General features: G+C 70.3%; 15 protein-coding genes. 10 read left to right on the top strand and 5 right to left on the bottom strand.

The annotated features are described in order from the left end of the window. Window positions 1-8: 8 nt before the first annotated feature. On the top strand, window positions 9-1,511 hold the full coding sequence (guaB, locus tag C9J87_RS12680) for an IMP dehydrogenase (protein WP_010831794.1): 1,503 nt from the start codon (window positions 9-11) through the stop codon (window positions 1,509-1,511). Here guaB and C9J87_RS12675 read toward each other — a convergent pair. From C9J87_RS12675 to C9J87_RS12665, 3 genes are read right to left on the bottom strand one after another with little or no spacing between them, the layout of a single operon-like run. Beyond that, a complete protein-coding gene (locus C9J87_RS12675) occupies window positions 1,496-2,317 on the bottom strand; it encodes an SDR family oxidoreductase (protein WP_107705703.1) in 822 nt (273 codons plus the stop codon). The two genes, guaB and C9J87_RS12675, sit on opposite strands and share 16 nt — an antisense overlap. Then, on the bottom strand, window positions 2,314-3,438 hold the full coding sequence (locus C9J87_RS12670; protein WP_107705702.1) for an MBL fold metallo-hydrolase: 1,125 nt from the start codon (window positions 3,436-3,438) through the stop codon (window positions 2,314-2,316). Before C9J87_RS12670 ends, C9J87_RS12675 begins: the two co-directional genes overlap by 4 nt. A gap of 39 nt (window positions 3,439-3,477) precedes the next feature. Then, on the bottom strand, window positions 3,478-4,485 hold the full coding sequence (locus C9J87_RS12665; protein ID WP_010831797.1) for an AraC family transcriptional regulator: 1,008 nt from the start codon (window positions 4,483-4,485) through the stop codon (window positions 3,478-3,480). Window positions 4,486-4,527: 42 nt separating this feature from the next. On the opposite strand from C9J87_RS12665, the gene C9J87_RS12660 reads away from it, so the two are divergent. The 5 genes from C9J87_RS12660 (at window position 4,528) to C9J87_RS12640 (ending at window position 10,044) form a co-directional block, all read left to right on the top strand. Next, entirely contained in the window at window positions 4,528-5,634 is a 1,107-nt protein-coding gene (locus tag C9J87_RS12660) for a GuaB3 family IMP dehydrogenase-related protein (RefSeq protein WP_010831798.1), read from the top strand. Between the two features lie 7 nt (window positions 5,635-5,641). Then, complete coding sequence (locus tag C9J87_RS12655; RefSeq protein ID WP_107705701.1) at window positions 5,642-6,790, top strand: MFS transporter; 1,149 nt, start codon at window positions 5,642-5,644, stop codon at window positions 6,788-6,790. Then, window positions 6,787-7,596 (top strand): phosphotransferase enzyme family protein, encoded by an 810-nt coding sequence (locus C9J87_RS12650; RefSeq protein ID WP_157953188.1) that lies wholly within the window; start codon window positions 6,787-6,789, stop codon window positions 7,594-7,596. The genes C9J87_RS12655 and C9J87_RS12650 overlap by 4 nt, the downstream gene beginning before the upstream one ends. 129 nt (window positions 7,597-7,725) lie before the next feature. After that, window positions 7,726-9,111 carry an HNH endonuclease signature motif containing protein gene (locus C9J87_RS12645; protein WP_107705699.1) on the top strand — a complete coding sequence of 462 codons (1,386 nt, stop codon included), beginning with the start codon at window positions 7,726-7,728 and terminating at the stop codon, window positions 9,109-9,111. A gap of 9 nt (window positions 9,112-9,120) precedes the next feature. Then, window positions 9,121-10,044: a methylenetetrahydrofolate reductase gene (locus C9J87_RS12640; protein ID WP_107705698.1), complete on the top strand. Its 924-nt coding sequence runs from the start codon at window positions 9,121-9,123 to the stop codon at window positions 10,042-10,044. Between the two features lie 16 nt (window positions 10,045-10,060). On the opposite strand, the gene C9J87_RS12635 is transcribed toward C9J87_RS12640, so the two are convergent. After that, window positions 10,061-10,900: a pseudouridine synthase gene (locus C9J87_RS12635; RefSeq protein ID WP_198652352.1), complete on the bottom strand. Its 840-nt coding sequence runs from the start codon at window positions 10,898-10,900 to the stop codon at window positions 10,061-10,063. Window positions 10,901-11,080: 180 nt separating this feature from the next. On the opposite strand from C9J87_RS12635, the gene C9J87_RS12630 reads away from it, so the two are divergent. Continuing rightward, window positions 11,081-12,760 carry a glycerol-3-phosphate dehydrogenase/oxidase gene (locus C9J87_RS12630; protein WP_107705770.1) on the top strand — a complete coding sequence of 560 codons (1,680 nt, stop codon included), beginning with the start codon at window positions 11,081-11,083 and terminating at the stop codon, window positions 12,758-12,760. A 12-nt stretch (window positions 12,761-12,772) separates the two neighbouring features. On the opposite strand, the gene C9J87_RS12625 is transcribed toward C9J87_RS12630, so the two are convergent. After that, window positions 12,773-13,246, bottom strand: a complete 474-nt coding sequence (locus C9J87_RS12625; protein ID WP_107705696.1) for a hypothetical protein — start codon at window positions 13,244-13,246, stop codon at window positions 12,773-12,775. A gap of 101 nt (window positions 13,247-13,347) precedes the next feature. On the opposite strand from C9J87_RS12625, the gene C9J87_RS12620 reads away from it, so the two are divergent. The 3 genes from C9J87_RS12620 to guaA all read left to right on the top strand — a co-directional run bounded on the left by C9J87_RS12620 (window position 13,348) and on the right by guaA (window position 18,531). Beyond that, window positions 13,348-14,964 carry a succinic semialdehyde dehydrogenase gene (locus tag C9J87_RS12620; RefSeq protein WP_010833969.1) on the top strand — a complete coding sequence of 539 codons (1,617 nt, stop codon included), beginning with the start codon at window positions 13,348-13,350 and terminating at the stop codon, window positions 14,962-14,964. Then, a complete protein-coding gene (locus C9J87_RS12615; RefSeq protein ID WP_010833968.1) occupies window positions 14,961-16,682 on the top strand; it encodes a GMC family oxidoreductase N-terminal domain-containing protein in 1,722 nt (573 codons plus the stop codon). The genes C9J87_RS12620 and C9J87_RS12615 overlap by 4 nt, the downstream gene beginning before the upstream one ends. A 277-nt stretch (window positions 16,683-16,959) precedes the next feature. Next, window positions 16,960-18,531: a glutamine-hydrolyzing GMP synthase gene (guaA, locus tag C9J87_RS12610; protein ID WP_107705695.1), complete on the top strand. Its 1,572-nt coding sequence runs from the start codon at window positions 16,960-16,962 to the stop codon at window positions 18,529-18,531. The last annotated feature ends 216 nt before the right edge of the window (window positions 18,532-18,747 follow it).

The raw sequence follows: 18,747 nt of genomic DNA, 5'->3' as shown, positions 1-18,747 counted from the left end.
TCTGGGGGGTGGAGATCCCCGAGAAGTTTGCCGCGCTGGGCCTCACCTACGACGACGTCCTGCTGTTGCCGGGTGAGTCCGACCTGGCCCCGGCCGACATCGACACGACGTCACGGCTGACGCGCGATATCTCGCTCAAGGTGCCGCTCGTCAGCGCCGCCATGGACACCGTCACCGAGTCGCGGATGGCCATCGCGATGGCTCGCGAGGGCGGCATCGGCGTGCTCCACCGCAACCTCTCCATCGAGGACCAGGCCTACCAGGTCGACCTCGTCAAGCGCACCCAGACCGGCATCATCTCCAACCCGGTCACCATCGGCCCCGACGCGACGTTGGAGGACCTCGACCGCATCTGCGGCGAATACCGCGTCTCCGGGCTGCCTGTCGTCGACGTGGACAACCGGTTGCTCGGCATCATCACCAACCGCGACCTGCGCTTCACGCCCGTCGCCGAGTGGGCCACCACGAAGGTCAACGAGGTGATGACCTCCGAGGGCCTGATCACCGGTCCGGTCGGGGTCTCCCGCGAGGAGGCGACCTCCCTGCTGCGCGCGCACAAGCGCGAGCGGCTCCCGCTCATCGAGCCGGACGGTCGCCTCGGCGGACTGATCACGGTCAAGGACTTCGTGAAGTCCGAGCAGTTCCCCCACGCCTCCAAGGACGACGACGGACGGTTGCTCGTCGGTGCCGCGATCGGCTACTTCGGCGACGCGTGGGAGCGCGCCACGACGCTGGTCGAGGCGGGCGTCGACGTACTCGTCGCAGACACCGCCCACGGGCACGTGCACCTCCTGCTCGACATGGTCCGCCGGCTCAAGACCGACCCCGCCACCAAGCACGTGCAGGTCATCGGCGGCAACGTCGCGACCCGCGCCGGTGCGCAGGCGTTCGTCGACGCCGGCGCCGACGCGGTCAAGGTCGGCGTCGGTCCGGGCTCGATCTGCACCACCCGCGTCGTCACCGGTGTCGGCGTCCCCCAGGTCACGGCGATCTACGAAGCCTCGCTGGCCTGCAAGCCCGCGGGCGTCCCGGTCATCGCCGACGGCGGCATGAAGCACTCCGGCGAGATCGCCAAGGCGCTCGTCGCCGGCGCCGACGCGGTCATGCTCGGCTCGCTGCTCGCCGGCTGCGAGGAGTCGCCCGGCGAGCTCGTCTTCGTCAACGGCAAGCAGTTCAAGTCCTACCGCGGCATGGGGTCGCTCGGCGCGATGTCCAGCCGCGGCAAGAAGTCCTACTCCAAGGACCGCTACTTCCAGGCCGAGGTCGCCAGCGACGACAAGATCGTGCCCGAGGGCATCGAGGGCCAGGTCGCCTACCGCGGCCCGCTCGGCGCTGTCGCCCACCAGCTCATCGGCGGGCTCAACCAGTCGATGTTCTACACCGGCGCGCGCACCGTGCCCGAGCTCCAGGACAAGGGCCGCTTCGTCCGGATCACGTCGGCCTCGCTCAAGGAGAGCCACCCCCACGGTGTGCAGATGACGGTCGAGGCGCCGAACTACTCGGGAGCCTGAGCCTTCAGCAGCTTGCGCTGGACGCGCGCGCCCTGCTTGACCACGAGGGGCACCGCGGCCAGCCCGAAGGACGGTACGGCGTCGCCGACCCTGGCGACGATCCCGCGCCAGCCCGGCACGGCGGTCACGAGGCGCGGCTTGTCGAGCACCTTGCGCACCGCGTCGACGACCTCCTCGGGCTGCAGCAGCTTGCCTGAGAACGACAGGGCCGAGCCCGGGTCGTCGAGCTTGTCGAACAGCATCGGCGTCCAGATGCCGTCGGGGCAGATGCACGAGATGTCGATGTCCTTGATCCCGGCCGCACGCAGGTCGGCCATCGTGCTCAGGCTGAAGCCCATGGCGGCGTGCTTGGACGCGGCGTAGACCGCCTCACCTGCGACTGCCGTCAGGCCGGCCAGCGACACGATGTTGACGACGTGGCCTCCGCCCCCGTCCCGCATGGCCCCGATCGCAGCGACCGTGCCGTTGATCGTGCCGAGGGCGTTGACCTCGAGCATCAGCCGGCGGGCGGCCGCGTCCTGCTCCCACGCCGGGCCGGTGATCAGGATGCCGGCGTTGTTGACCCAGACCTCGAGCCGGCCGGCGCGCTCGACGACCTCGTCGCGCGCGGCCTCGACCTGGGCGGGGTCACGCACGTCGACGACGCGGGCGAAGGCCCGCTCGCCGAGCTCGGCCGCGGTGGCGGTGGCGGCTCCCTCGTCGACGTCGGTGACCAGGACGGTGTGGCCGCGCTCGACGAGCAGGCGGGCGATCTCCTTGCCCAGGCCTCGCCCGGCTCCGGTGACGACCGCGCCGGAGCTGCTCATCGCAGGCCGGCCTGGATCTCGCCGTACGAGATGCCGCCGTGGCAGAAGGTCGGCACGACCGGCCAGAAGCGCTTCCACGGGACCAGCTCGGTCGACGGGAGGATCTGCAGCCAGCGCGGGTCGGCCTTGCACGGGTCGGCCATCGTCTTCTCCTTGATCATGGAGTCGTACTGGTCGAGCGAGTCCTCGAGCGTGTTGGCGTTGGGACAGATCTCGCGACCGAAGTGCTCGTGGTACTTCCGCACGCCGGGGATCTTGGAGAGCTCCGGCTGCCAGTTGTCCAGCGAGATGCCGTTCTCCGACGACACCCACACGCCGTCGGGGGTGTTGAGCACCAGCGAGTGGTTGCCGTCGGTGTGCCCGGGCGTCCACAGCAGCGCGATGCCGGGACCGAGCTCGATGTCGCCGTCGAAGGTCGCGAGCTTCGACGGGTCGACGCCGCCGAGCCCGCCGTCGACGTACCACGCCCACTGCATCGGGTGCAGCGACTGCAAGGTGGCGAGCTCGCGGCTGTGCACCAGCATCTTCGCGTCGCCGAACAGCGGCTGGCGCGGCTCGCTCTCACCGTCGATGACCTCGGTCGAGCCGAGGATCATCCGCGGGTCCTGCACGTGCAGGTGGTCGAAGGTGCAGAAGTCGATGTCCTCGGGGCGCAGGCCGAGCTGGTCGAGCACGTCGCCGGGCTCGTTGTAGTACTTCAGCATCAGCGTCTCGGCGAACTTGGTCGCGCCGGGGACCTTCGCCATCAGCGCCTGCAGGTTGGCGTAGAACGGTGCCTCGGCCGAGCCCTCAGGCATCGTGGGCTCGAAGACCAGCGTGCGGGCGCGGCCGTCGAAGTCGTCGTACTGCACCACGATCATCCGGTTGATCATCGAGATCAGCGGCAGCGTCGGCACCGAGACGGCGTCGTGGAAGGCGTAGTTGACCGGATAGGGCGCCGCGGCGATGTCGACCGACTTCACCGCGCGGATCTGGCCCTGGGCCTTGAAGCGCACCTTGTACGCCGCTGCTGCCTCGCGCACGGCTCGGAGCCGGTCCCCGCGCGGCCACACGTCGTGGACGCCGTCGAACTCGGGGATCGCTCGGGCGCCGATGTCGGACAGGGAGTTGGTCAGCGTCATGGCGACAAGGGTGCGACGCGCACCCCGGAAAGACTTGTCTCAGCGCGACAATCTCAGCTGGCGGGGCGTGACGCCGTGCCAGCGTCGCACCGCGTGCGCGAGGGTGGACTGCTCGGTGAAGCCGAGGAGGGCCGCGACCTGGCTGAGCGGAAGGTCGGTGGTCGTGATGAGTCGGTGGGCGGCGTCGCGGCGGACGTCGTCGAGGGTCGCCTCGAAGGAGGTGCCCTCGGCGGCCAGGCGTCGCTGGAGGGTGCGCGGGTGCAGGGAGAACAGCCGCGCGACGTGCGCCAGGCTCGGTGTGCGCAGGCCCAGGCTCTCCGCGAGCGCGCGGCGGACCTGCACGGCGACGCGCGAGGTCGGCTCGGGGTAGTGGCGCGCGAGGTAGTCGAGCGCCACCTCGCGGATGGTGTCGTCGGCGCCGGCGAATCGCGCGTCGAGCACCCGCCGCTCGATCCGCAGCGCGGCGGTGGGCGCGCCGAACCTGACGTCGACCCCGAAGAATTCGGTGTAGCGACGGATGGGGGAGAGCGGCTGGTGCGGGAACTCCACCGACCTGAGCCCGGTGATCCCGTCCATCATCTGGTCGGCCACGTGGTGGAACAGCCCGAGGCCCAGCTCCATCGCCTGCGGCGAGTAGGGCGACTCCAGGAGGTCCTTGCGGTAGGTCAGCGCGACCACACCGCGCGCCCCGCGCGGGTCCGGCTCGAGGGCCACGGTCAGCGCGGGGCTGTGCACGAACATGAACCGCGAGGCGCACTGCAGCGCGTCGGCGACCGTCGGTGACGACTCGATGGCGAGGGCCAGCGGACCGAGGATGGTGAGGTCCTGGGACGTGGCCAGCCGCAGGCCGAGATCACGGCAGTCCAGGTCGTCGGCGGCGGCATCGAGCATTCGGTCGTGCTCGGTGATGCCGATCAGGCCGTCGTCGGAGTCGAGGGCGTCCGCAGGGAGGTGGAACCGGGCGAGGAACGCTGCGGGGTCGCCGCCCAGCTCGCGGATGAGCGGTGCGAAGCCGCGCAGGCTCGCGGTCCGGATCATCGGCCCCATGCCGCACACGATAGGTGGCTGTTCTGCCGATAGGCTGCGGCAGTGACTGAGATCGAGATCGGCCGAGCCAAGCGCGCCCGTCGCGCCTACTCCTTCGACGACATCGCGATCGTGCCCTCGCGGCGCACCCGCGATCCCGAAGAGGTCAGCACCGCCTGGCAGATCGACGCCTACCGCTTCGAGCTGCCCGTGCTGGCCGCGCCGATGGACTCGGTGATGTCGCCCGCGACCGCGATCGCCTTCGGCAAGCTCGGCGGCCTGGGCGTCCTCAACCTCGAGGGCCTCTGGACGCGGTACGACGACCCGTCCGACCTGCTCGAGGAGGTGGCCGGGCTCCGGGGCAGCGACGCGACGCGACGCATGCAGGAGATCTACACCGAGCCGATCCGGGCCGAGCTCATCACCGCCCGACTCAAGGAGATGCGCGAGGCAGGCGTCACCGTCGCCGGCTCGCTGTCGCCCCAGCGGACCAAGGAGTTCGCCAAGGCCGTCGTCGACGCCGGCGTCGACATGTTCGTCATCCGCGGCACCACGGTCAGCGCCGAGCACGTCTCCTCGCAGTTCGAGCCGCTGAACCTCAAGGAGTTCATCTACGAGCTCGACGTGCCCGTCATCGTCGGTGGCTGCGCGACCTACCAGGCCGCGCTGCACCTCATGCGCACCGGCGCTGCCGGGGTGCTCGTCGGTTTCGGCGGGGGAGCGGCTCACACGACGAGGACGGTGCTGGGCGTCGCCGTACCCATGGCATCGGCGGTCGCCGACGTCGCCGCGGCCCGTCGCGACTACCTCGACGAGTCGGGCGGTCGCTACGTCCACGTGATCGCCGACGGCTCCATCGGCCGCTCGGGCGACGTCGCGAAGGCGATCGCCTGCGGCGCCGACGCCGTGATGGTCGGCTCGCCGCTGGCGCGTGCGACCGACGCCCCCGGCCACGGCTTCCACTGGGGCGGCGAGGCGCACCACCCCGAGCTGCCGCGCGGCGAGCGCGTCGAGTTCGAGCGGGTCGGCACGATCGAGGAGATCCTCTTCGGACCCTCGCGGGTCGCCGACGGCACCATGAACCTGATCGGCGCGCTGCGCCGCTCGATGGCCACGACGGGCTACACGGAGCTCAAGGAGTTCCAGCGCGTCGAGGTCGTCATCGGCTGATGACCAGGTGGAGACCCGACTGCTGAACCGGCCGTTCGTCCTGCTGGGAGTGGCCAACCTGGCGTACTTCACGGCAGTCGGCGTCGCCGTGCACACCCTGCCGCTCTACACGACCGGTCCGGTGGGCTCGGACGAGGCGGGCGCCGGGCTGGCGTTCGGCGCCTTCGGCGTGACGGCGCTGCTGTGCCGGCCCCATGTCGGGCGGCTGTCCGACAGCCGCGGCCGGATCCCACTGATGATCTTCGGCGCGGTGCTCGCGGGCGTCGGCATGCTGCTGATCCCGTTCGTCGCCTCGCTGGAGGCGCTGGTCGCGATCCGGTTGCTCCAGGGAGTCGCCGAGGCGGCGTTCTTCGTGGCGTCCTTCGCGCTGCTCGCCGACATCGCCCCGCCGGAGCGCATGGGCGAGGCGGTCTCCTACAACTCGCTCGGGCTCTACCTCGGGCTCGCGCTGGGGCCGCCGCTGGGCGAGGCGCTCCTCTCTCGATGGGGGTACGACGTCGCGTGGACCGGCGCCGCCGTGTTCTGCGCGGTCTCGGTCGGCCTGACGTTGCTGATCGGAGAACCCGCGCGCGATCGCTCCCTCGTCGGCCACGGGAAGCTGATCCACCGCCCGGGCATCCCAGCCTCGCTCGGGTTCTTCGCCTCGTTGGCCGCGGTCGGCGGCTTCCTCGCCTTCGCGTCCTTGCACAGCGCGCAGGTCGGCATGAGCAACACGTCGCTGGCGCTGCTGGTCTACGGCCTCGTCGTCGTGGTCTGCCGCATCGTGTTCGCGCGGGTACCGGACCGGCTGCCGGCGCTGCCCCTCGGCATGGCCTCGCTGCTGGCGATGGCGGTGGGGCTCGGTGTCATGTCGCTGTGGCTGACGCCCGTCGGGCTGATGGTCGGCGTGGTGATCACCGCGGTCGGGGTGACGTTCTCGACGCCGGCGTTCTTCTCCGCGATCTTCGCCACCGCCGCCCCCTCCGAGCGCGGCGCGGCCGCCGGGACCGCTTCCGCCTTCATCGACCTCGGGCTGGGCTTCGGCCCGATCTGCCTGGGCCTCGTCGCCCGGTCCGGGGGCATCCCCGCAGCGCTGATGACCGGCGCCGGGTTCGCCGTCGTCGGGGCCATCTGGGTGGGGTGGCTGAGCACCCGCCGTACGCCTGTGACGGCATGACTTCGGCACCCAGCACCGCAGATGCTGTGTCGGCGTCAGTCGCCTGCGCGCGAGCGCTGGGACTGCCCGCCGACGACCCGGAGGTGATCGCCGAGGGCCACAGCGTGCGGGTGCGGCTGCGGCCTGCCGCGGTGGTCACCCGCGTCGTCACCATCGGGCGTGAGCTGCGTCCTGACCCCTGGCCGTGGCTGGAGCGCGAGGTGTCCGTGGCGAACTACCTCGCGGCGACCGGGCTACCGGTCGTCGCCCCGTGGGCGGACGCGGGGCCGTACATGGCCGAAGGGTTGGAGGTGTCGTTGTGGCACTGGGCCGAGCACGACTCGACCGTGGTGTCGGCAGCTCAGTTCGGCGCGATGCTGGGACGACTGCACTCGGCGCTGGACGCCTACCCCGGCGACCTGCCGCCGCTGGTCGGCCCGCTCACGGACATCGCCACGGCGTTGACGGTGTCCTCGGATCCGATGCTGCACCGGGCCGCGGGCGAGCTGGTTCCACTGGCGCTGACCTGGCCGCAACGCCCGTTGCACGGAGACGCCCACACCGGCAACGTCCTCATGACCCCGGGCGGGCCGGTGTGGACGGACTTCGAAGACGTGTGCGTCGGGCCACTGGAGTGGGACTTGGCCTCGATGACGATCACGGACGACGCCGTGGCCGCCTATCCCGGTCCCATCGACCGACTCCGGTTGGCCGATTGCCGTGACCTACGTCGTCTCCAGATCTTGGCGAGCCTGCTGGTCGGCGGCTATGAGGAGCCTGCGCTCCATCAGGAGCTCGTGGCCCACCTGGGGCAACGCGACCGTTGAGTCGCGCAAGCGCCCCTCAGCCCACGGCCCTCCTCGCAGGCCACCAGCGGCCCTCGTGAGGCCCCACGCACCGCGAAAAGGACGACCGAAACCTCTTGACTCGAACAGATGTTCGAGGGAGAATGGGTTATGGCCACCGACACCGTCACTCCCACCGCGATGATCGCGGAGCTCCGGGAGACGACCGCAACGTTGCGGTCGGCGCAGACGCGGGTGTTCGTGCTGGCAGCGGAGTGGGCCGATGCCCACCCAGACGAGAAGGCGAGTGGTGCGTGCATCCACGGCTGCCCGACCACGGGTCTGCCGGGTGAGGACTTCGGCGGCGGCTGCGCGAATGGTTGTGTCGGTGACCCGGACGGGTTCGACGACCCGTTCATCCCCTCGGTGCGGTGGGACGCCCCGGCGGCGTTCGGTGGCGCGATCGGGCGGTCCACCAACGCCGCGTCGTGCCTGATCCGCGATGCGCTGATCGTGCGACACCGCCTGCCGCGGCTCTGGGACCGGGTGCTCGCCGGCCAGGTCGAGCCGACGAAGGCCAGGATGCTCGCGCGCTCGATCATGGGTCGCCCGCGTGACGTGTCGGACCACATCGACACCCACGTGGCTCACCTCGCGCACAAGATCGGTGAGGTCGCGCTGGAGAAGAAGATCGACGAGGCGATGCTGCGGCTCTACCCCGAGCAGCGCGAGGCCGACCAGCTCGAAGCGTTGGACCGGCGGTTCGTGCGCCTCGACGAGGCCTCGATCAACCACACCGGGATCGCCGACATGGCCATCCGTGGTGACTGGAAGGACCTGTTCGACTTCGACCGCGCCGCCACCCGGGTCGCGGCAGCGATCGCCGCGAGGGACGCGGCCCTGGGCCTGCCGGCGGAGTCCCTCGACGTACGCCGATCGCGTGCCATCGGGATCCTCGCCGACCCCGCCGCCGCGCTGGCCCTCCTCGCCGGCGACGACGCCCCCGCCCCAAGCAAGCGGACCGAGCTGGTGCTGCACATCACCGACACCAACCTCGTCGGCCTCGACCCCGTGGCCCGCAACCTCACCCGCGACCGCGCCGTGCTCGACCAGCTCGTCCGCGACTGGTGCAGCCGGACCGACACCCACCTGAGCATCCAGCCCGTGCTCGACCTCGCCGACCACGACCAGACGTCCGTGCACCAGATCAAGACCCGCACCCGCCTCCGCGCCGACCTGATCGCCGGGACCTGCGTCTTCCCGTGGTGCACCAGACCCGCCCGGGCCTGCGACCACGACCACATCGTCCCGTTCGACCACCACGACCCCACCACGGGCGGCACGTCGTGCGACTGCAACATCGCGCCCCTGTGTCGCCATCATCACCAGCTCAAGACCCACGCCGGGTGGCGTTACACGCCCCTCGAGAGGGGCACCTGGCTCTGGTCCGACCCCCACGGCCAACAGTTCCTCCGCGACCCCGACGGCACCACCGACGTCACCCCCACCGACCACCGCAGAGGCACAGGCTGCCGACACCAGGTCAACCGCCAATAGGCTGCCGCTGTGCCTGATCACTTGGCTGCCCGACTCGCCCGCCGGGACAGCGGATACCTGCTGTTCGGTCTCACCCCGCCGCGACGTTCGGTCGTTCCCGAGGAGGCGCAGCGGATCGCCGACGTCACCCTGGAACGCCTCGGCGCGCTCGACCTGGACGGGTTGTTGCTCTACGACATCGTCGACGAGAGCGACCGGACCGACCAGAGCCGTCCCTTCCCCTATCTCCCGACCATCGATCCTGCCGACTACCTCGCGAACCACCTGGGTGCGTGGGAGCGGTCGGTCGTCGTCTATCGCTGCGTCGGCAAGTACACCCAACCCCAGCTGGAGACCTGGCTGCGTGACCAGGACCCGGAGCGGGTGTCCACCGTCTTCGTCGGGGCTGCCTCACGAGAGCTCGCGGTGCAGACGACCCTGGCCGACGCCCAGGAGCTGCGGGGTCGTTCGAGACCGGAGGTCCTCCTGGGGGCCGTAGCGATCCCCGAGCGTCACGCGGCGGGAGCCGAGGAACACGCCAGGCTGCTCGCCAAGGCGGAGCGGGGCTGTTCGTTCTTCATCACCCAGGTCGTCTACGACGCGCAGGCCGCCCGCAACCTGGTCTCCGACTACTACTACGCGTGCCGGGACAGCGGGACCGAGCCGGCGCCCGTGATCTTCACGCTGTCCGTCTGCGGATCGCTCAGGACGCTCGAGTTCCTGCGCTGGCTGGGAGTGCAGGTGCCGCGATGGATGGAGAACTCCCTGCGTCACAGCGACGACACCCTCGAGGCGTCCTTGGCGCACTGCCTGGCCACGGCCCACGACCTCGCGGGGTTCTGCCGCTCGCTCGGGATGCCCTTCGGATTCAGCGTCGAGAGCGTCTCGATCCGCAAGGCCGAGATCGATGCCGCGGTCACCCTCGCGCACCGGGTGCGTGCCGAGGTCCTCTGACCGACCAGGGGCGTGATCAGCCCAGGGCGTCCGGCTCCGGCAGCAGCGGCAGTCGCCGAGAGCTGACGAACGACCGCTCGGTGCCGTCGACCGGGTCCGTGAACGCCAGCTCGCTCGCGAGCAGCTGGAGCGGTCGGGAGAAGTCGTCGATGTCGGTCTCGTGGACGACGGGATAGAGCGGGTCGTCGACAATCGGGATGCCGAGACCGTGGAGGTGCAGGCGCAGCTGGTGGGTGCGCCCGGTGCGGGGCGTCAACCGATAGACCGCGAGGTCGTCGCCCACCCGGGACTCCAGCTCGACGAGCGTCTCCGCGTTCACCGGAGCACCCTCGACGACAGCGGCCTGCCACTCACCGCGCGTCTTGCTGATGTGGTTGCGGACGGTCACCGGCAGCTCGAGGTCGGGGCGGAAGGGCGCGAGCGCGCGGTAGGTCTTGCGAACGGTGCCGTGCTCGAACATCACTTGGTAGGGCCCGCGCCAGCGCTTCTCGACGGCCAGCAGCAGCAGGCCCGAGGTCACCCGGTCGAGCCGGTGCAACGTCGAGACCTCGGGCAGTCCCAGCGAGTCCCGCAGCTTGACCACGACGCTCTGCAGGACGTGCTGGCCGCGGGGGATGGTGGACAGGAACGCCGGCTTGTCGACCACGATGATGCGCTCGTCGCGGTGCACGATCGTCAAGGAGCCGGGTACCTCGACCTCGTCGCGCAGGTCCCGGTGGAACCACACGAAGGTGTGCGGGCGGTAGGGATCGTCGGCGAGGACCGGGCTGCCGTCGCCGTACACGAAGCGCTCTGCGGCCAGGAAGGCGGAGACGTCGACGTGCGCCGGCAGCTTGTCCCTCAGCCAGGCGGCCATGGTCGGCCACGGTGGGGACGGCGCGGCCACCCGATCGGGAGTCCGCACCCACGCCGCGCTCAGGCCGTGGCGGGCGGGCAACGGCGAAAGAGGGGGCACCGTGGCGATGCTAGGGCCTGACAAGATGACGACGTGACCTACCAACTCAGTCCCGACCACCGCGCGAGTGCGATTTCGGCGATGATGACCACCGAGCTCGACGTGCTGGTCGTCGGCGGCGGCATCGTCGGCGCGGGCGCGGCGCTCGACGCCGTCACCCGCGGGCTGAGCGTCGGCCTGCTCGAGCAGCGAGACCTGGCCTCGGGCACGAGCTCGCGCAGCTCCAAGCTCGTCCACGGTGGGCTGCGCTACCTCGAGATGTTCGACTTCGCGCTGGTCAAGGAGGCCCTCGAGGAGCGCGGCCTGCTGCTCACGCAGCTCGCCCCCCACCTCGTGCGGCCGGTGCCGTTCCTCTACCCGCTCAAGCACGCGTGGGAGCGGCCCTACGTCGGCGCCGGCGTCGCGCTCTACGACGGTATGGCGATGACGGGCAAGTACGACATGGGCGTGCCCCGTCACAAGCACATCTTCCGCAAGCAGCTCTCGCGGATGGCGCCCGACATCAAGACCGAGGAGCTGCACGGCGCGATCCGCTACTACGACTGCCAGGTCGACGACGCGCGGCTCGTGATGACCATCGCGCGCACCGCGGCCAACAACGGCGCCCAGATCGCGACCCGCTGCAAGGTCACCGGCTTCCTGCGTGAGGGCGACCGCGTCGTCGGAGCGACCGCGCTCGACCTCGAGAACGACGTCGAGTTCGAGGTCCGCGCCAAGGTCGTCATCAACGCCGCCGGGGTGTGGACCGACGAGGTCCAGGTGCTCATCGGCGGCGACGCGACCCTCGACGTCGACGCGAGCAAGGGCATCCACCTGGTCGTCCCGCGCGACCGCATCCGCTCCGACTGCGGCTTCATCACGAAGACCGAGAAGTCGGTCCTGTTCGTCATCCCGTGGGGTGCCTTCTGGATCATCGGCACCACCGACACCCCTTGGGACCTCGACCTCGCGCACCCGTCAGCCAGCAAGACCGACATCGACTACGTCCTGGGCCACCTCAACGCGCTGCTGAAGGACCCGCTCGACCACCGCGACGTGGTCGGTGTCTATGCCGGCCTTCGGCCGCTCCTCAAGCCCGTCGTCAAGCGCCCCAAGGGCGACCTCGGCGAGACGACCAAGCTCTCGCGCGAGCACACCGTCGCCAACCCGGTGCCGGGCCTGGTCCTGATCGCGGGCGGCAAGCTCACGACCTACCGGGTCATGGCCAAGGACGCGGTCGACCACGCACTGCGTCCACAGGGAGGGGGCGACTTCCGGGTCGCGCCCCCCAGCATCACCGAGCGGGTTCCGCTCGTCGGCGCCTGGGGCTACGAGGCGCGCACCAACCAGCGCGTCGCCCTCTCCCGCGAGTCGGGCATCGAGATCGGCATGATCGACCACCTGCTCGGGCGCTACGGCGGCCTCGTCGACGAGGTGCTCGAGCTCATCCGGTCCCGTCCCGAGCTGGCCGAGCCGCTCGAGGGCGCCCCGCTCTACCTCGCTGCCGAGGTCGTCTACGCCGTCACCCACGAGGGCGCGCGTCACCTCGACGACGTGCTCACGCGGCGTACGCGCATCTCGATCGAGACCTTCGACCGCGGCATCGCCTCCGCACGCCCGGCGGCCGACCTGATGGCAGGCGAGCTCGGCTGGAGCATCGAGCGCGCCGACGAGGAGGTCGACCACTACCTGCGCCGCGTCGAGGCGGAGCGCCAGTCCCAGCTCAAGATCACCGACCAGGAGGCCGACGAGGCGCGCGTGCAGGCGCCCGACATCGTCTGAGGGGAGAGGCGCTCAGGCGCCCAGTGCAGTCGTGAGGTCGACGCGGCCGCCGTCGCGCTCCAGGCTCTCTTGGGTGCGCGCGATGGTGGCCGCGGACGGCACGACGTACGTCGCCAGCAGCCCCAGCGAGATCACGGCCCCCAGCAGGTAGAGCACGAGGCCGCCCTCGTCGGCGACGAAGGCGAGCGCGATCGAGGCGATCGCCGGAGTCTCGGCGATCGCCATCCGGCTGAAGGTGCCCGACTGGAACGCCTTCCGCGCCTGCTCGGCGGACTCCTCGCTCGTCGCACCCGGTGCGATGGCAGGAGCCCGGAAGCCCACGGACCGGATCAGCCTGGCCGCGCCGGCGCCGAGCGCCGCGACGACGGCGAGCCACAGCACGTCGGGCAGTTCGGTGCGGCGGGGCAGGACGAACCACAGGGCGACGGCCATGATCACCAGGGAGCTCATGACGGCGCTGACCACGGTGCGCAGGGACGAAAGCATGGCGCGACCCTAGTCGTTTACAAAGATCTTTGATATGTCAAATGGCGGGACAATGTGACTGACGGGTAGCAGTGAGTGGGAGTGCGGCCTACGCTCGACACATGAGCGAGCAGAATTCATCCTCCGGTCACCTCGTCGACGGTCCCGCAGACCCCGAGCACGACCCGCGGGCGTCCTACGCCCTCGAGCCTGACTACGTCGCCGCTCTGACCGAGCGCGTCCTGACGTCCACGGGTGCCGCGACCCCTCTCGACTCACCCCTCAACGGCCAGCCGCTGGCCGTGATCCCGCAGTCGAGCCCCGACGACGTGGCCGAGGCATTCGTGCGCGCCCGCAAGGCGCAGGCGGCCTGGGCGAAGACGTCCATCGACGAGCGCGCCGCCGTGCTGCTGCGCTACCACGACCTGCTGCTCGAGCGGCAGGAGGAGCTCCTCGACCTGGTGGGCCTGGAGTCCGCCAAGTCGCGCAAGGACGCCTTCCTCGAGGTCGCCCACCTCGCGCTGACCGCTCGCTACTACGCGCGCACCGCCCACGACCACCTCGACACCCGCCGCGTCCCGGGCATGTTCCCGACGCTGACGCGCGCCGAGATCAACCGGGTGCCCAAGGGCGTCGTCGGCATCATCTCGCCGTGGAACTATCCGCTCACGATGGCCGTGTGCGACGGGCTGCCGGCGATCCTCGCGGGCAACGCCGTGGTCGCGAAGCCCGACGCGCAGACCATGCTGACCGCGCTGCTGGCCATCAAGCTGCTCGAGGAGGCCGGCATGCCGCGCGACCTCTGGCAGGTCGTCGCCGGCCCCGGTCGCGAGCTCGGCACCCCGATCATCCAGGGCTCCGACTACATCTGCTTCACCGGCTCCACGGCCACGGGCAAGCTGATCGCCGCCCAGTGCGCCGAGCGCCTCATCGGCTGCTCGCTCGAGCTCGGCGGCAAGAACCCGATGCTCGTCCTGCGCGACGCCTCCGTCGAGAAGGCGGCCGAGGGCGCCGTACGCGCCGTCTTCTCCAACGCCGGACAGCTCTGCGTCTCGATGGAGCGCCTCTATGTCGCCGACCAGGTCTACGACCGCTTCGTCGACCGGTTCGTGGCACGCACGCAGGCCATGAGCCTGGGCGCCAGCCTCGAGTGGACCGTCGACATGGGCTCGCTCATCTCCCAGGACCAGCTCGACACCGTGCAGGCGCACGTCGACGACGCGGTCGCCAAGGGCGCGCGCGTGCTCACCGGCGGCAAGGCCCGTCCCGACCTCGGCCCGTTCTACTTCGAGCCGACCATCCTGGAGGGCGTCTCGCCCGACATGACCTGCTTCGGCCACGAGACCTTCGGGCCCGTCGTGTCGATCTACCGCTTCCACGACGAGGCCGACGCCGTCGCCCGCGCCAACGAGGGCACCTACGGCCTCAACGCCGCGATCTACACCCAGGACGGCAGCCGGGGGCGCGAGCTGGCCCGCCAGATCAAGTGCGGCACCGTCAACATCAACGAGGCCTACGGTGCGACCTTCGGCTCGCTCGCGGCGCCGATGGGCGGCATGCGCGAGTCCGGGATGGGCCGTCGCCAGGGCGCTGAGGGCATCCACCGCTACACCGAGGCCCAGTCGGTCGCGACCCAGCGGGTCATCCCGATCGCGCCCGTGTTCGGGATGTCGGAGAAGGCCAACGCCAAGGTGCTGACGGCCAGCCTGCGGGTGCTGAAGAAGCTGGGCCGGGCATGACCGAGCCGGTGCACTACGACGTCCTGGTCATCGGCTCCGGCTTCGGCGGCTCGGTCACCGCGCTGCGGCTGACCGAGAAGGGCTACAAGGTCGGCGTGCTCGAGGCCGGCGCCCGCTTCGAGGACGGCGACTTCCCCGCGACCTCCTTCGACGCCAAGCGCTTCCTCTTCGCGCCGGCGCTGGGGATGTACGGCATCCAGCGCATCGACATGGTCAAGGACTGCATGATCCTGGCCGGCGCGGGCGTCGGCGGCGGCTCCCTCGTCTACGCCAACACCCTCTACGAACCGCTCGATGCGTTCTACCGCGACCCGTCGTGGTCGCACATCACCGACTGGAAGTCCGAGCTGACTCCCTACTACGACCAGGCCAAGCGGATGCTCGGCGTCGTCGACACGCCGTGGCACACACCCTCCGACGAGGTGATGAAGCAGGTCGCCGAGGAAATGGGAGTGGCCGACACCTTCCACCCGACTCCGGTCGGGGTGTTCTTCGGTGGTCCCCAGGACCAGTCCGATCGTCAGGGCGTCTCGCACTCCGACCCCTACTTCGGTGGTGCCGGTCCCGAGCGCAACGCCTGCATCGGCTGCGGCGAGTGCATGACAGGTTGCCGCCACAACGCCAAGAACACCCTGGTGAAGAACTACCTCTACCTCGCCGAGCAGAACGGCGCCGTGGTGCATCCGCTGACCACGGTCACCCGCGTGGCCCCGCGCGCCGACGGCGGCTACACGATCGAGACGCGGTGGACCAAGGCCAAGCTCTCGCGGCGTACGGCGACCAAGACCTTCACCGCCGACCAGGTCGTCTTCGCGGCGGCCGCGCTCGGCACCCAGAAGCTCCTGCACAAGCTCAAGGGCGAGGGCGACCTGCCGCAGGTCAGCGACCGGCTCGGAGTGCTGACCCGCACCAACTCCGAGGCAATCCTCGGCGCGCTGGCGCCCGACCTCTCCACCGACTACACCGAGGGCGTGGCGATCACCTCGTCCTTCCACCCCGACGAGCACACCCACATCGAGCCGGTCCGCTACGGCAAGGGCTCCAACGCGATGGCCTTCATGCAGACCGTCCTCGCTGATGACGTGCCGGGGGAGGCCCGCCTCAAGACGTGGGGCAAGGAGCTGTGGAAGAAGCGACGCGAGGCCCTCGACCTCTACGACATGAAGCACTGGTCCGAGCGGACCATCGTCGCCCTCGTCATGCAGACCCTCGACAACTCGATCACCACCGTCGGGGTCAAGGGCCGCTTCGGCTGGCGGATGTCGTCCAAGCAGGGCCACGGCGAGCCCAACCCGACCTACATCCCGGTCGCCTACGACGCGGTCCGCCGGATGGCGAAGGTCATCAACGGCGAGCCGGGCGGCAACATCGGCGAGCCCTTCGAACGGCCCCTGACGGCGCACTTCATCGGCGGCTGCACGATCGGGGACAGCCCCGAGACCGGTGTGGTCGACGCCTACCAGCGCATGTACGGGCACCCGGGCGTCCACATCGCCGACGGCTCGGCGATCTCGGCCAACCTGGGCGTCAACCCGTCGCTGACGATCACGGCCCAGGCGGAGCGCGCCATGGCCTTCTGGCCCAACAAGGGCGAGGCCGACCCGAGGCCGGCCCTCGGCTCGGCCTACCAGCAGATCGCGCCCGTCGAGCCCAAGAACCCGGTCGTGCCCGTCGACGCGCCCGCCGCCCTGCGGCTGCCCATCGTCGGCGTCAGCTGAGCCATTTCGCGCGGAACTTTCCGCAATAACCGCGTAACCCACCGTGGTGGGGGTCGTTGCCAAGGAGAGAGACCCGGCAAGCAACGCTCCCTCCCAGTGGCCGGGTCTTTCGTTCCAGGCTCTGTCCAGCAGCGGCTCGGGACTACCCAGGGCCTGACCATCCTCCCTCCCCGGTCAGGCCCTGGTGCTATTTCTCCCGGTGGTTTGCGGCCCGGCCTGACGCTCAGCCGTCAATCCCCGGTCAGGCCCTGGTGCTATTTCCGAATAGACTCCGCGGGTGACCGCGAACCCAGACCACGACCTCGTCCTCGTCGTCGACTTCGGTGCCCAGTACGCCCAGCTGATCGCCCGCCGGGTGCGCGAGGCCAGGGTCTACTCCGAGATCGTTCCGCACTCGCTGCCGGTGGCCGACATGCTGGCCCGCAAGCCGAAGGCGATCATCCTCAGCGGCGGCCCGTCCTCGGTCTACGCCGACGGGGCGCCCGGCATCGACACCGCCATCTTCACGGCGGGGGTACCGGTCTTCGGCATGTGCTACGGCTTCCAGCTGATGGCCAGCGGCCTCGGCGGCGAGGTCGCCCACACGGGTGCGCGTGAGTACGGCCGCACGCCCGTCTCCGTCACGACCCCCGGCACGCTCCTGGCCGGCATCCCCGAGACCCACAACGTGTGGATGTCGCACGGTGACTCCGTCGCCAGCGCCCCCGAGGGCTTCACGGTCCTGGCCTCGACTGACGTCACCCCGGTCGCCGCGTTCGAGGACGTCGCCCGCGGCCTGGCCGGCGTCCAGTGGCACCCGGAGGTGCTGCACTCCGAGCACGGCCAGCAGGTGCTCGAGCACTTCCTGCACGAGATCGCCGGCTGTCGCCAGACCTGGACGATGGTCAACATCGTCGAGGAGCAGGTCGAGCGGATCCGCGAGCAGATCGGTGAGAACGGACGCGCCATCTGCGCCCTGTCCGGTGGTGTCGACTCCGCCGTCGCCGCCGCGATCGTGCAGCGCGCGATCGGCGACCGCCTCACCTGCGTCTACGTCGACCACGGGATGATGCGCAAGGGCGAGACCGAGCAGGTCAAGCGTGACTTCGAGGAGGTCTTCGACGCCCTCGACGTGGTCGACGCGGCCGACCAGTTCCTCGACGCGCTCGCCGGGGTCCACGACCCCGAGGAGAAGCGCAAGATCATCGGGCGCGAGTTCATCCGCACCTTCGAGGCGGCCGAGGTCCGCGTCTTCGGCGGCCTGGCCGGCGGCGACGCCACCGCCTGGCTCGTCCAGGGCACGCTCTACCCGGACGTCGTCGAGTCCGGCGGCGGCGCCGGCACCTCCACGATCAAGTCCCACCACAACGTCGGCGGCCTGCCCGACGACCTGCAGTTCGAGCTCGTCGAGCCGCTGCGCACGCTCTTCAAGGACGAGGTGCGCGCCGTCGGTGAGCAGCTCGGCCTGCCCTCCACGATGGTCTGGCGCCAGCCCTTCCCGGGCCCCGGCCTGGGCATCCGCATCATCGGCGAGGTGACCCGCGAGCGGCTCGACCTCCTCCGCGAGGCCGACGCGATCGCCCGCGAGGAGCTCACGCGTGCCGGGCTCGACCGCGAGATCTGGCAGATGCCGGTCGTGCTGCTGGCGGACGTCCGCTCCGTCGGCGTACAAGGCGATGGCCGCACCTACGGCCACCCCGTCGTCCTGCGGCCCGTCACCTCCGAGGACGCGATGACCGCCGACTGGGCGCGGCTGCCCTACGAGGTGATGGAGAAGATCTCCACCCGCATCACCAACGAGGTCGCCGACATCAACCGCGTCACCATCGACATCACCTCCAAGCCGCCGGGCACCATCGAGTGGGAGTGAGCCGGGCGGTCCACCACCTCGACCTCTGGGTCGCCGACCTCCCGGTCGCGCTGGCCGTGGAGTGATCCAGGCTTGGAACGGTTCCTGGCCGCCCTACCGAACAGTCAGGGGGTGTCCACGTGGCGGATTCATATGGTCGAAGCAACGCTTGAAGGAGCGTTGTATGCCGAAGACATTCCCGGTTGAAGTGCGTGAGGCGTTTGTGGAGTTGATCTG

The organism is Nocardioides allogilvus (assembly GCF_003047285.1).
GTDB lineage: Bacteria > Actinomycetota > Actinomycetes > Propionibacteriales > Nocardioidaceae > Nocardioides > Nocardioides allogilvus.
The sequence above is the reverse complement of the archived record's forward strand: the minus strand, read 5'-3'. Positions and strand labels throughout refer to the sequence as shown.